The 12,577-nt window shown below is 60.9% G+C and carries 19 protein-coding genes; 9 read left to right on the top strand and 10 right to left on the bottom strand.

All coding sequences use genetic code 11. From position 1 onward, the window contains the following. Positions 1-189: 189 nt before the first annotated feature. Entirely contained in the window at positions 190-453 is a 264-nt protein-coding gene (locus tag JYG32_RS27375; RefSeq protein ID WP_213265695.1) for a TRIC cation channel family protein, read from the bottom strand. A 402-nt stretch (positions 454-855) separates the two neighbouring features. On the opposite strand from JYG32_RS27375, the gene JYG32_RS27370 reads away from it, so the two are divergent. From JYG32_RS27370 to JYG32_RS27340, 7 genes are all read left to right on the top strand, one after another. Beyond that, the gene (locus JYG32_RS27370) at positions 856-1,011 is read left to right on the top strand and encodes a hypothetical protein (protein WP_174378585.1); all 156 of its coding nucleotides are present in this window, start codon (positions 856-858) and stop codon (positions 1,009-1,011) included. A gap of 243 nt (positions 1,012-1,254) precedes the next feature. Continuing rightward, on the top strand, positions 1,255-1,734 hold the full coding sequence (locus JYG32_RS39730; RefSeq protein ID WP_433960860.1) for a hypothetical protein: 480 nt from the start codon (positions 1,255-1,257) through the stop codon (positions 1,732-1,734). Further along, complete coding sequence (locus JYG32_RS27360) at positions 1,735-2,001, top strand: DUF1488 domain-containing protein (RefSeq protein ID WP_174378586.1); 267 nt, start codon at positions 1,735-1,737, stop codon at positions 1,999-2,001. It abuts the gene before it with no gap. A 249-nt stretch (positions 2,002-2,250) separates the two neighbouring features. Further along, positions 2,251-3,849 carry a SagB/ThcOx family dehydrogenase gene (locus tag JYG32_RS27355; protein WP_213265694.1) on the top strand — a complete coding sequence of 533 codons (1,599 nt, stop codon included), beginning with the start codon at positions 2,251-2,253 and terminating at the stop codon, positions 3,847-3,849. A 118-nt stretch (positions 3,850-3,967) separates the two neighbouring features. Continuing rightward, positions 3,968-4,216 (top strand): hypothetical protein, encoded by a 249-nt coding sequence (locus tag JYG32_RS27350; RefSeq protein ID WP_249744662.1) that lies wholly within the window; start codon positions 3,968-3,970, stop codon positions 4,214-4,216. Positions 4,217-4,281: 65 nt separating this feature from the next. Next, positions 4,282-5,001, top strand: a complete 720-nt coding sequence (locus tag JYG32_RS27345; RefSeq protein ID WP_174378588.1) for a Crp/Fnr family transcriptional regulator — start codon at positions 4,282-4,284, stop codon at positions 4,999-5,001. Between the two features lie 248 nt (positions 5,002-5,249). Further along, a complete protein-coding gene (locus JYG32_RS27340; RefSeq protein ID WP_174378589.1) occupies positions 5,250-5,453 on the top strand; it encodes a hypothetical protein in 204 nt (67 codons plus the stop codon). A 195-nt stretch (positions 5,454-5,648) separates the two neighbouring features. Here JYG32_RS27340 and JYG32_RS27335 read toward each other — a convergent pair whose 3' ends face one another. Then, positions 5,649-6,071, bottom strand: a complete 423-nt coding sequence (locus tag JYG32_RS27335; protein ID WP_174378590.1) for a type II toxin-antitoxin system HicB family antitoxin — start codon at positions 6,069-6,071, stop codon at positions 5,649-5,651. A gap of 380 nt (positions 6,072-6,451) precedes the next feature. Here JYG32_RS27335 and JYG32_RS27330 point away from each other — a divergent pair, with 380 nt between their 5' ends. Next, positions 6,452-7,324, top strand: coding sequence for a slipin family protein (locus tag JYG32_RS27330; RefSeq protein WP_174378591.1), 873 nt, complete (start codon positions 6,452-6,454; stop codon positions 7,322-7,324). Between the two features lie 306 nt (positions 7,325-7,630). On the opposite strand, the gene JYG32_RS27325 is transcribed toward JYG32_RS27330, so the two are convergent. The 8 genes from JYG32_RS27325 to JYG32_RS27290 all read right to left on the bottom strand — a co-directional run bounded on the left by JYG32_RS27325 (position 7,631) and on the right by JYG32_RS27290 (position 11,560). Then, positions 7,631-7,810, bottom strand: coding sequence for a hypothetical protein (locus JYG32_RS27325; RefSeq protein WP_213265693.1), 180 nt, complete (start codon positions 7,808-7,810; stop codon positions 7,631-7,633). Between the two features lie 805 nt (positions 7,811-8,615). After that, positions 8,616-8,834: a hypothetical protein gene (locus JYG32_RS27320; RefSeq protein WP_217447100.1), complete on the bottom strand. Its 219-nt coding sequence runs from the start codon at positions 8,832-8,834 to the stop codon at positions 8,616-8,618. An 18-nt stretch (positions 8,835-8,852) separates the two neighbouring features. Next, positions 8,853-9,065: a 30S ribosomal protein S21 gene (gene rpsU, locus JYG32_RS27315; RefSeq protein WP_129516188.1), complete on the bottom strand. Its 213-nt coding sequence runs from the start codon at positions 9,063-9,065 to the stop codon at positions 8,853-8,855. Between the two features lie 33 nt (positions 9,066-9,098). Then, positions 9,099-9,308: a hypothetical protein gene (locus JYG32_RS27310; protein WP_174378594.1), complete on the bottom strand. Its 210-nt coding sequence runs from the start codon at positions 9,306-9,308 to the stop codon at positions 9,099-9,101. Between the two features lie 47 nt (positions 9,309-9,355). Then, positions 9,356-9,640, bottom strand: a complete 285-nt coding sequence (locus JYG32_RS27305; protein WP_174378595.1) for a hypothetical protein — start codon at positions 9,638-9,640, stop codon at positions 9,356-9,358. A 335-nt stretch (positions 9,641-9,975) separates the two neighbouring features. Next, a complete protein-coding gene (gene infA / locus JYG32_RS27300) occupies positions 9,976-10,242 on the bottom strand; it encodes a translation initiation factor IF-1 (protein ID WP_174378596.1) in 267 nt (88 codons plus the stop codon). Between the two features lie 547 nt (positions 10,243-10,789). Continuing rightward, entirely contained in the window at positions 10,790-10,993 is a 204-nt protein-coding gene (locus JYG32_RS27295) for a cold-shock protein (RefSeq protein WP_174378597.1), read from the bottom strand. A gap of 282 nt (positions 10,994-11,275) precedes the next feature. Continuing rightward, entirely contained in the window at positions 11,276-11,560 is a 285-nt protein-coding gene (locus JYG32_RS27290; protein WP_174378598.1) for a hypothetical protein, read from the bottom strand. 719 nt (positions 11,561-12,279) lie between these two features. Here JYG32_RS27290 and JYG32_RS27285 point away from each other — a divergent pair. Further along, complete coding sequence (locus tag JYG32_RS27285; RefSeq protein WP_174378599.1) at positions 12,280-12,495, top strand: hypothetical protein; 216 nt, start codon at positions 12,280-12,282, stop codon at positions 12,493-12,495. Positions 12,496-12,577 lie beyond the last annotated feature (82 nt).

Raw genomic sequence — 12,577 nt, 5'->3', positions numbered from 1 at the left:
GTCGAGCCCGCCGTCGTGCTGCCGTTTTGATCGCTGGCATGGTTCGCCGGTCACCAGGCGCTGCTCGGAACAGCGGGGCATCCAGACACAAAACGTTGCCTGTCACTCGACGACCGATCGGACCAGCGAAACGGTTGCCTGCAGATGCAAAGCGGACGTCGAAGTGTCCGGACAACGGCACGACGCATATCAGAGCTGCGCGCGCGGCAGTTGCCAGCCATAGCGTACGGCGGTGAGCCGCAGGGCAAAGCAGGCGGTGCCCGCACCCACTGCCGCAACGACGGGCGGCAATCCTGCCCGACGGCCGCCGCCACCGAGCGCGACGGTGAACGCGACGACCATCACGCCGAGCAGATCAAGGCCGCCGCGCATTGCGGCGACCGCGCCTTCGATGGCGAACACGGCCGTGCCAGCCAGATCGGCTGCTGGAACGAGCTTCGTTGTAGTTTTCATCGAGCGCAGAAGAGGAGAACCCGCGCATGTGCGCGGACGTTGTAGCAGCACCGGTTTCCGAGTGCAGGCTATTGGCGAGGCGGGCTGGCGGTTACGACGCGATTCTCGACGCCGAACCGGGTCTCGGAACATCGGCGGTGGTGAAACGAATCCTGCGCGCATCGAATCCGGAACTCGACGCGGCTCAGCCCCTCGAGCTGCAGGTTGATCCGGTCGCGATTGTACGGTTGGTCTTGGTCTGCACGGGCTTCGCAAGGCGGGACGTAGTGGCCCCCATTCGACCGCCGGGCCAGGGAAACGCTGATTCGTTTTCCTGAGGGACAGAAGCCGGGCGGGACGCTGGTTTCCGTGAGTGCATCACCTACAATATAAAGATGGTCGCGACCTGATAAGGAGGCTGCCATGACTCAGTCGATGATTAGCTTTGTGGTTGGCCTGGCGGTTGTATTGGCCATCGTGGTCATGCTGGCGCTACGTTACCTGCGCGACCACAAGGGCGAAGGGATGGTTCAGTGGCTTGATGCCCATCACATGGGTTGGATGCACCATAAGCATTGATGGCGTGATAGACGATGCGGTTTCGATCCCGCTCTACAGCGCAGTGACGACAGTTGCGCCCCACGCCGAACCAGCCGCCGCGCGCGCTGCGCTTCGTCCGGTCGTGGGGCCCGGAAAAACGCTGGCCGGCGGGGCCGCCCATGTCCGGGTTGATGACAGTAGTGTGGCTTCAGGGGAGATCGTGCCGATCATGGCCCTGACGAGAGATAGCGCTTGCGTGGCTGTGATATAGGGCGCATTCTCATGAGGTTCGAGGTGCGCGACCGGTGCTTTTGTTTCGACTCCTTACGCTTCCCCCTGTCCGCACGGCTCCGCAGAAAGCTCATCACAACGATCCTGCGCGCGAACGTCGAAGCTGCGAACATCGCGCGTCAACCCGGCCTTCCCGTGAGGCTCGATCCGGCAGTTCAGTGCGCAACAGAGGCCGTCGGCGGCAAGCCCGCGGGTAGTCGTCCGTGCCTCCTGCAGGGCGGACGACGACGAAATTCGGTCGCCGCGACGGTCCTGACATTTGAAGTTCATTTTTCGGGAACCGGCATGCCCAAGCAAACCACACTGAAGTCAGCCACGTCCGTCAGGCAAAACGATTACGTTGACGCGCAAAAGTCTCGCGCCCTTGCACTGAAGCGCGCGGACATCGAGCGCGCCGAGAAGCGGCGCGAAAATGACGCCCGCATCAACGTCAACGCGAGCAAGTGGCGTTATATCTGTCAGGAGGGTTAGATGGGAAAAAGCGACGCGGCACTCAACTTTCCTAATCCCAGTCGCTCCTACGACATGTCCAGACACTGTGTGTGCTTCTGGGGCTACGACAATTCCCGCGAGATTACCTTTCTGGTCGACGATGCGATGCTGGCGAAACTGAACGCCGACATGGATTCCAGCGAGCCCGCGTTGCTTGCGGCCTTCGACCGCAACCGCGACCGGATTCTGGGGCTCGCCAGAGAGCTTTACAACGGCGGTCCCCAGAACAGGTACACGATCTCGTAAGAGAGATCCCCGTTTGCGCACGCACCCGACGTGCGCCTTCCTTCCGATCTGCACGAGCAGCAGGTAGTTGTCTGCTGGCGTCGGAACCGCTGATCGTTCGGCCCGAATGCGTTCGAAGACACCTGAAGGGCGACCAGCGTGCCGGAAAACGCGCACCGGATTCCACGACGTGATGACGGCCGCGCTTCAACGTCGAGCCATCCGGTTTTGTACAGTCGCGTGTGCGGGTATTCCGGGGCCGAGGGGGACATGGATCGGTTAAAGCATGCGCTGCTTGATTATCACGAACGCAGCAAGCACCGTCTCGACTTCTACGCGTCTGGCCCCGGGAGGCTCGACTGGGCAACCCAGCCGGACCCGTTCCGGGTGTTTCACGGCGCACCGCGCGTCGATCTGCCGTTAGCCGCGGACACCCTGGCCACGCGCTACAACGCGTTGCGTTGCGGCAACCTGCCGCCCGCGCACGGATTCGATCTATCCAGTCTGGCCATCCTGTTCGAACTCTCACTCGGCTTGTCGGCGTGGAAATCCTATGGCGCTCAGCGGTGGGCACTGCGCTGCAACCCTTCGAGCGGAAATCTGCATCCGACCGAGGGCTATCTTCTGTGTCCGGCTCTGCCCGGCTTGTCTGCAGGCGTCTACCACTACCTGAGCCGGGATCATGCGCTGGAACATCGCGCTGCGGTGGACGACCCGCAATGGAGCGAGGCGTTTTCGGAAAGCGGTGTCCTGGTCGGCATCAGCTCGATCCACTGGCGCGAAGCCTGGAAGTACGGCGTGCGCGCGTGGCGCTACTGCCAACAGGATTGCGGCCATGTCGTCGCTGCGATGAGTTACGCGGCAGCAGCGCTTGGCTGGCAGACGCGATTGATGGAGGCGGCTGCGGATGATGCCGTGGCTGGCTTGCTGGGAGTGGACCGCCGCGAAGATTTCATGGAAGCCGAAACGGAGGCGCCGGATCTTCTGCTCTGGATTGGCAACCCCGAGACGCGACCCGATCTCGAGAGCATGCAGATCGCTTTGGACAGGGCACAGTGGCACGGACGCGCCAATCGGCTGAGTTCGGGACATGTGACGTGGCCGGGCATCGATTCGATTCATCGCGTCACACACAAGGCCGGTACTCGCGAACCACCCTCGCGGAACCCGGAACAGTGTTCGGCGCCGGCGACGCCAGCTCTCGATCTCAGCTTCGCCAGAATCGCCAGGCAGCGTCGCAGCGCGGTGAATTTCGATGGCACGACGCGCATCGGCGACGCGGCTTTTTTCAGCATGCTGACCTGCCTGCTGACACATCCCGGCACGCCGCCGTGGAATGCGCTGATGTCTCCCGCCGCGGTGCATGCGGCGCTATTGGTGCATCGCGTCGACGGCCTGGAGCCGGGCCTCTATATGCTCGTCAGAACCCCGGGCGCACTGCCGGAGCTCAAGCGATCCCTGCGTCCGGAATGGCTGTGGCAAAAGACCGGGCCGGACCTTCTGCCGCTCTATCTTCTACTGCCTTACGATCTGCGCACGGTGGCAAGGTTGATCTGCTGCCACCAGGATATCGGCGCTGATTCCTGTTTTGCGCTTGGAATGATCGCGAGATTCGAAATCGCGTTGAAGCAGCCCTGGCGGTATCGCCATCTGTTCTGGGAATGCGGCATGCTTGGCCAGGCGCTCTACCTCGAAGCAGAAGCTGCCGGCGTGCGCGCGACGGGGATTGGCTGCTTTTTCGACGATGAAATGCACGCGTTGCTCGGCGCGAAGGATCACGTGTGGCAATCCCTGTATCACTTCACCGTCGGTGGCGCGGTGGACGATCCACGTCTGTCGGCATTTCCGCCGTACCAGATTCAGCCTTGACGCGAAAGCTCGCACATCGATCCTGGCGAGGGGATATCCGCAAGGATCGTCCTTGCCGGCTTCCCGGTGACCTGTCCGGATTCGACCGCATCCGTTCGATTTCACCCGGAGTGCTAGGATGATTGAACACACGCCGATAGGCATCATGGACGATCTCACATTCAGTACCAAAACACACTTCGCACGCATTCGTGTGATGGAATCTGCGCATGGTCTGTACCGAGGTTATGTGTATCTGCGCCGCACCAACGAGGGGCCGAACGATGATCCCCCATACCAGACCGATTCCGATCGGGAGCAGTACGATCTCGCGCTCGAAGACGCCAAGATCCTCGCGCAACGTCTGCTTCGCGAGTGCGAGTCTTGAGCCGATGACGCTTCGCGGCTTCGATTCGCGTTGGGTAGAGGCCGCAATCACTGCAGGAGCGACCTATGTCGGGGCAGTCCTTTCCGATTGAAAATCATCTGCTCGCAGCCTTGCCGCCAGAAGGTTTCGCGCATATTTCGCCGCAGCTTGTGCTGGTCGACATGCCGTTGGGAAAGGTGCTGTACGAGTCGGGTGGTGCGCTCAGTCATGTCTATTTTCCGACGACAGCCATCGTCTCGCTGTTGTACGTGATGGAGGACGGTTCGTCGGCCGAAATTGCCATCGTCGGCAACGACGGGTTGATCGGCATCGCGCTGTTCATGGGGGGCGAAACGACCCCGAGCCGCGCGATCGTCCAAAGCGCAGGACACGCTTACCGACTCGATGCGCGCATCCTGAAAGACGAGTTCCGTCGAGGCGGTTCGATGCAGCGGCTCCTGCTGCGCTACACCCAGGCACTCATCACCCAGATGGCGCAAACAGCCGTATGCAATCGACATCACTCGATCGATCAGCAGCTTTGTCGATGGCTCCTGCTCAGCCTCGATCGCCTGCCATCGAGCGAACTGAAAATGACGCAGGAGCTGATCGCCAACATGCTCGGTGTCCGACGATCGGGCGTGACGGAAGCCGCGCTGAAACTTCAGGATGCCGGGTTGATCCGGTATAACTACGGGCACATCGAGGTACTGGATCGCGCCGGGCTTGAAAAGCGTGTGTGCGAATGCTACGGCGTGGTCAGGCGGGAATTCGACCGCTTGCTCCCTGATTTGAAACGCCTTTAGAACCGGCATCGAGGCCAGGCGCCTATTCATGCCATCCGGTCCGTACGGCAGCGTACCGACTGTCGAAGCCCGCAGGCGCATGGTGGTACATGACGCACAGACTGCAGATCGGCCGCAGACTTCATGGAGATGGAAACGCCGTGATCGAAGTGGGCCGTCGCAATCCGACTCGCTTGCGCCGTTTTATCTCGACTCGGGCGGCGCAAGCCCATCCATGACGAAACGCGGTTTCTTGAGGGAGCCTGTTGATGAACGATCACCCGAAACGAGAAAAAAATTCGCAGGAGGGGCAACAGGAACAGGCGGACGCACGCGCGGCCGACGATGGCATGCCCGTTGTTCATCCGGAGTGGCCAAGAAGCCATACCTTTTCGTGGAAAGCCGTCACGCCCAAGCAACGTATTTCCGATGCAAGGAAACGTCTGGGCATGGGTTTTCTGTCGAACCAGTAACGTACGCGTAGTAAATCTCCTCGATCTCAAACAGAACGTGGAGCCGCCTTAGCAACGCGGAATTCGAAGCCGGCCAAGCGCCGGCTTTTTACTTTGACGCGTTGCCCATTACGACAAGCGGCGCCTGCAACGCTCTCCCGCATCGGTGAAGCGACGCAAACCGGGCAGATGAATCCGCTGAGTCGCGTTCGCCAGCTACGCCAGGACAAGTTCGTGGCACGAAGACCGCGATGCGGGTACGCCAATTCCTTTCGTACACTCGGCCACCAACGCTTCGCGGCTTATATGGCGCGATTTCGCCACCGCATCGATTTTTTCCACGAGCTCCTTGGGGAGGCATAGCAAGACCAGCACCGAACACGACGTCGGCCGGGCAATATCGATGAACCTCCAGATTCCGTCGCCGTCGTCGATACAAGACGCCTGCAATGCCGTCATGTCCGTTGTCGGGGAGGGGACGAGGCGCGCGCATTGGTCATACAGTGCATCGACCCGATCGTTTGCGGCGTTTGCCAGCTCGCTGTACGAGTCGCCCTCCACGTCCACGCCAGGAAAATCCGGTAGCCAACCGCGATAGCCTGAGCCTTCCTGTCGGGTGATAAAAATGGGGTATTCCACGATCGGCTCCGGGATTCCTGTATGACACCGATCATTGTGTGTCCCGGGGCCACGCGTGTCGGTACGCTAGAGAACGATCTTCAGGGATCCGCCCTCATGCAGGCAGGTTCGCATCGCGGCTTGCCGGAAATCGGCGCAACGAGCGCGAGAGCGCCTCTCGTTGAGATTCGATATCGCCGGCTTTGCGTATCACTCACAACCGCGGCCGCTCCGTAGCCCTGTCCGGGTACGTCACCGTACAGATTTGCATCGCAATCCGGCGCACGTTCAGGACGAGCGCCCAAACCGCTGATGCCTGGGCGCGAGAAGGCAACCGGGCGAATGGGTGTCGTGCTTCGCGACGCTTGCCGGAAGTCGGCATCATCGAATGGAGCGCCGCCATGAACCCCGTCACACTATTTCTTTCCGCCGCCTTCTTGTTTGCCGCGCTAGCCGTTGGCGCCTTGGTCAATCCGTATCTCGCGTTACCCCTCTTCATCGTCGCCGTCCTTATCGCACTCTCCGTGAAAGTGGCAAATGTCTGGGAGAAGTTTGTGATCCTGCGTGTCGGGAAACTACAGAGCGTCAAGGGTGCCGGTTTTTTTATGATTATTCCGATACTGGACAACGTTGTCGCAGTGATCGACGAGCGCATTCAAACGACTGCGTTCAACGCACAGGAGGCACTTACCAGGGATACCGTGCCGGTCAACGTCGACGCCATCATTTTCTGGCACGTACACGACGCCCAGAAGGCGGCACTCGCCATCACTGATTACCGGCAGGCCATCGATCGCGTCGCGCAAACCTCGCTGCGGGAGATGATCGGTTCATCGATGCTGGCCACGCTGCTTTCCGATCGAAAAGCTGCCGATGCACATCTGGCGGAGGAGATCGGCAGAAAAACCGCAGATTGGGGTATCACGGTACGGTCCGTGGAAACCCGGGACGTAGCGATCCCCGTCGCGCTGCAGGATTCGATGTCACGGCAGGCGCAAGCCGAACGCGAGAAGCAGGCGCGCGTGATACTCGGGTCTGCAGAGGCCGAGGTGGCGGCGAAATTCGTCGAAGCTTCGCGAGTCTATGAAAATCACCCGGCCGCACTTCAATTGCGGGCCATGAACATCATCTATGAAACGACGAAGGAGCGCGGGGCCACGATCCTGATTCCGAGCTCGATGGTGGACAGCCTGAACCCGGTTCTGGCGTTGGCAATGGCCGGGCATGACGTGACGGAGTCGACATCGCCGCCGACGCTCAAGACAGCGGCATAACCACGCAGACGGCGCATGTCGCTCGCGACCGCGCTGCTCCGTGTCGCGGAGCCGTACCGGGCCGAACCGCGGAACGAGGAAACGCTACGCAGATATGGGTTGGGCACGCCGGACGACTGGCCTGGTCGCCCGAGCGGTGTCGTTGTGCGGAGCAGCGCGGGATCAAGGCCGTTGCAGAATTCTCGATCCGCCCGCGCCGGTGTGCCTGACGCCGAAACGTCTGCGATGCATCCTGCGCGACGCGCGCACGACGACGCGAGGCGCGAATATCATCCGCCGCCTGCGTCGGGAGCAGCGCCGCGTCATTCACTTCACCTGAAGGTCGGGACGGACGTAGCGCCACTTGTCCGCATTGGAGTCGATGCGGGCGTCGTTTTGCGTACGCTTGTCGGCCCGTTCGATGTCGGCGCGGGCGAGGTCGTCGCGCTGCTGTTGCCGGGTTGCCTGATCGCGTCGATCGATTGCCGTGCTTTCGTAATATCTCATGGTTCCCTCGGAGCAAGGTGAGCGGGTTGTTGGCCAGTCGCGTCGAATCCGTTGCGGCTGGTGGGTCGGATCGATGGTGGAGCGATCGCCGAAGGAAGCGGCGGTGCCGTGCCGTGGCAGCCGGCAGCTGTCATTCGGCGATCGCGTGCGCGATGGCGACGGCGATACATGCATGTCGACCCAGCATGGACCGGCGGGGAGAAGAAGTCGGTACGATGCCGTGCAGTGGGGCTCGTGTCGATTCAGGTCGGCGGCCGCGGCCGAATCTTGTGCTGAACGGACCAACTGCGATGTACCAGGTGTCCGCGTATATCGTGCAAGCGTGCACAGCGGGCGGGTACGGGATCGAAGCGCGTGTTGCGGCGTGCTTTTAGCGTCGCTTCGGATGGCTGAGCAGCAGCCAGCGGCACAGTTGCTGATCGATCGAGTGATGCCGGGATCAGACCTGCTCCCTAAGGTAGCGGATGCACTTCCTCCGTAGACTCGACCGATCCGCGAGCGCGTCTCGTGGAGGGAGTGTCGAGTCTTTCGCCACACCTGGGAGCGATTCTGAAAATGCAGCGTTGCCAACCGGGCGGACCGACTTCGCTATCTGAAGGGAGGCATGGCCTATCCAGACACGATCGCGCCACTCACATTTCGCGCGATGGACGATAAGCCATGCTTGCAGCGATTCGACGAGCTGAAAGGGCGACAGCCACTCACGCGTCTGCCTTTCGGTGACGAGTTGCAGAGCAACCAGGAAATAGAGCAAATCTACGTACTTGGTGCGGACGCGCATAGTCCATCTTCTGGTTGTCGATGCTCACGAGTGTGCCGGCGTCGGCTCACCCCGGACGCTGAGTGCCTTCTCGATCGCGGCAATCAGTTTGAACGCATCGTCGCGCCCGATCAGAAAACCGCGGCTGGTGTACTCGCATCCGAAGGCGTAGAAGCTCGGCAGCAGTGTCACCATGTCTTTCTGCTGATCGAAATCGACTTCGCATTTCGTCAGCGGGAAAAACGGCGGCTCTTCGCCCGGCATGTTGTACACGATGCGCTCCTAGTACATTTTGCGAGGCGGCAACATGCGCTTCGCCCGCAAGCGTTGTCGGGCGACGGCGCTGGCCTTCTTCCGCTTGCGTTCCGTCGTGGGCTTTTCATAGCCGGTGCGACTGCGCAACTCGCGAATCAGCCCGGTTTTCTCGATGCTACGTCGGAATCGCCGCAGAGCGACATCGATTGGTTCGTTGACCTTGAGCGTAACTGTTGTCATGTAGATCCTGTTTGGGAGCGTTTGAACGGAAAACTAGCCGAGCCGTGTCATGACGGCACTCGCTATCTCGTCGGACTCGAACTCCGAATATCCGGCTCCGATCGATAGCGCGCGTACCGCCACGAACATTTGCAGCTCTTGTTGGTGGCACAGCGCCGAATCGGCCATTCCGGCGGGCAAGTTGGCGTCGGTCCAGGTGACCTCGCGCCGCGTGACCAGACCGAGTAGTTCGTCGATGATCATTTCGTCCTCCAGATTGCCGACGCATTGCGCTGCGTTGACGAGTCGCGTCAGGGCCCGTTGGAAAAGAAGCCCTGTTTATCGCGATTGTCGTCGATGATGTTCTCTGCATAGCGCAGCGAAGCACGACGTGCGTCACCGGCGTTGTCAAATGGAGAGTTGTCGCGCAATCTGAAAGTCTGGCTCTGCGTCAGCGTGTCGGTGGTGCCGCGAAGGCAAATCTTGACTGCCGCGTCGAAACCGGCGTCGTAGTTATGCGGACTGCCGCTCGGTGCCGGTACGTGAGGGTAAATCAGTGGATATATCTCGAATCCACGGTAGACGTGCATGCTCATAGCAAACTCCTGGCGTTCGGCCACGGCGAATTGCATGGGCGAACACAACCGGCCCGTATCGCCGTTGCAGGGCGTGCCGGTGGGGTGAAAGGGACAACGTTGCAGCGCGGAGGCGAGGCGATGCAGCAAGAGGGTAGATGGAGGGGCGAGCGGCCGAGGGCTGGCGATCGCTCGGATAAACCCATCATACGCGCATCGTTTGTCGGGCGCCCAACTTATTCCGGATTTCGCGCCACAACGCACGCGGGTGCGACCCACGGACACACGGTATCGGGTTGCGACGGGTTCGGAGGCGACACCGTCGCTTTGTTTGCGCGACGATGCCCGCGATCCGGCTAGCGTCGCACGAATCGCTTGCGTGGCGAAGCGGTCGATGCGTGGTCGTCCTTGTGCCGGAAATTGATGCGGCCCTTGGTCAGATCGTAGACAGACAACTCCAACCTTACCCGATCACCTGCGAGGATCCTGATACGGTGGCGGCGCATGCGCCCCGATGCGTAGGCGGCGACAATCGCGCCGTTTTCCAGTGTCACGCGGAACCTGCTGTCCGGAAGAACTTCGTCGACGACGCCGTCCAGTTCCAATAGCTCTTCTTTTGCCAAGCCAGTTTCTCCAATCAAGGCGATTGCCTGCATTCGAAGGCAAGGCCGTTGTGACTACCGGACCGCGACTGGCTTCGACACGTTGCACGACAGCGGTGGCTGCCGCTTCGAAACGCAGCGGTTGGCTCGATTCGCTATTACGGATTACGGAGCAGGCGTGCGCTTCTTCGGGCGCGATTCCGTGACAGTGGGAGACTTGGGCGGCACCCAGTTCAATGCCGTGCCGAACTTGGGCAGCGTCATCGCAGGCTTGGCTCGCGGAGGCACCTTGTTACTGCGAGGTTGATTTCTGGTCATGCGGGTTCTCCTGCTGCGCCGCTTGCGCGATCAGATGAACGGGACCCGTTCGATCGCGCACGCGCGGCTGGACACGCGCGCTGCGAGGGGTATTGGGGCATCTGCATACGCGCATGCTCGACGTCCGGATGCGAAATGACGGGCCCGGTCGGGCTTGCATCGAGGCGTGCGGCGTGCGCGATGGAGATGCGTATTCAGGGAAGCGGCAGTTACGTGCCGCTCCATGAACGAGGCTGACGGCTTACGGGAATTACAGGGGGGTAATGTTCGACGCCTGCAGGCCCTTGGGGCCGCTCTTGGTCTCGTAGCTGACCTTCTGGCCTTCGGCGAGGGTCTTGAAGCCATCGCCGCGAATCTCGGAGAAGTGCGCGAACAGATCGTCACCACCCGCGTCGGGCGTGATGAAGCCGAAGCCCTTGCTGTCGTTGAACCACTTGACGGTACCGGTATCCATATTAGATCTCCTGAAAATGGACGAGCATATGCGCCCGAATGGGCACGCAAAAATAATCAAGGAGGGAGAGGACAACGAATACCGCAGGCCGCGGTGAATGGTGGACAGCAATCGCGCTTCTTGAATACTTCAGCGACTGACAGTACGCCTCGTCGAGGCCTGTGTCAAGCGCTTTCGGCCGAGGGGCAGAACAAGTGACCGTCCGGGAAAATCAGCATTCCGTAAAAATCCCCGGGCGCGGCCGTTCGTCGACCCTGGCCGTACGCCGTCCCCGCGGCAACGTCAGAGGGTTGCCAGCAAATGCAACTGATGCTCGGTCTCGGTTCCGGTGATCAACGTAAAGAACCCCGTTTCCCGACGCTCGATCACTGAAAGACCCTCTGCGTCGGAGAAGATGTTCCACGCGACGTCGTCGACATGTGCGAAGCTTCCGCGGGTTCGCGCGAACGCGCGCAACAGCGGGCTCGCGTCGCGGCGGAGCACCAGGCGGTCTGCATTCAACACATAGGGTGGCCAGCCGGCACGAAGGACGAGGTAGTGGGGAATGGAACTGCGGTCGATTTTCATGGGTGGCGCGGTTTCTTCAGAGGGGCTTACGTTAGCCGGTCCAACTCGTGTCAACGCGATTCCCCGAGCGCTGCCTGCTTCGAAGTCGACGACGCTGCATGATGCCAACCATGAGAATCGGTGCCCATGCGCCGCCCGGACGATGCCGCCCCCAAGTGCCGAACTGTCTTCTGGAACCGGCGGTAAGGCTAGCCCCACTATACGCGCTGTCGCTGCGACTCACACCTCGTGACAGTACGAAGGCATGCTCCGGCGACAGGCATTTGCTGGAAATTTCGCTATACAAATTTATGGAACGGCGTAGCATCGAACCATCGGATGACCCATTGCCGATTCCAGCGTATTGCTCAGCATGCCCCTCTGAATGCGATCGGGCCTCTCGCCGTGATCGATCGTCCGGGCACCATCGATAGTGCTGACGCTCCCCTCTTGTCCCATCGCTTGAGAGTGGCTCCGTAGGTATTGCGGAGCAACGTGCTTCCATCTCCGCTTGCGGGTTGCACCTCATTCGCCGGTCTGTCCGTGACCATCGCTGCAAGGTCGATGCGGATGCCTTCCTGATGTTCGTAGCGGGTCGCGTGCCACACGGAAAAGGCAGGATGGCGAGCCGTGAATCCAGTCAGGAGGCGGGCCGGACTACGGCACTTCTTCATGTCCGACGTTTTCTCGTGCTGCTCCCGCGACAGCCTGGCTCGCGGTAACCCAACAGGGAGGAGCCCATGCTCTTCAATTCGACACGGTTCCGAATCGACCCGACACCCCGCAGGGCGGACGGAGAGTACATCGCGCATGTGAGGATCTCCACGGTTCTGCTGGACGGAGGTGAGCGGGAAGTACACGCCAGCGGTGATCTGGCTGGCTTCGATGTGCGCGATGACGCGGTTGCATACGCGACCAAATGGGCTGAAGGATGGCTGACCGCCCAATTTGGTTGAGGGCGACGGGTCACTTGTCCGAAGTGTTCGCCGCAGGATCGAACTGCGATGAGCAAGAGGCTGGCTTTTGTCAGAGAGCGAA

Origin of the sequence: Burkholderia pyrrocinia (genome assembly GCF_018417535.1) — a bacterium.
In the GTDB taxonomy this organism is placed as follows: Bacteria; Pseudomonadota; Gammaproteobacteria; order Burkholderiales; family Burkholderiaceae; genus Burkholderia; species Burkholderia pyrrocinia_E.
Note: the sequence above shows the minus strand (reverse complement) of the source record. Positions and strands in the feature narration are given on the sequence as shown.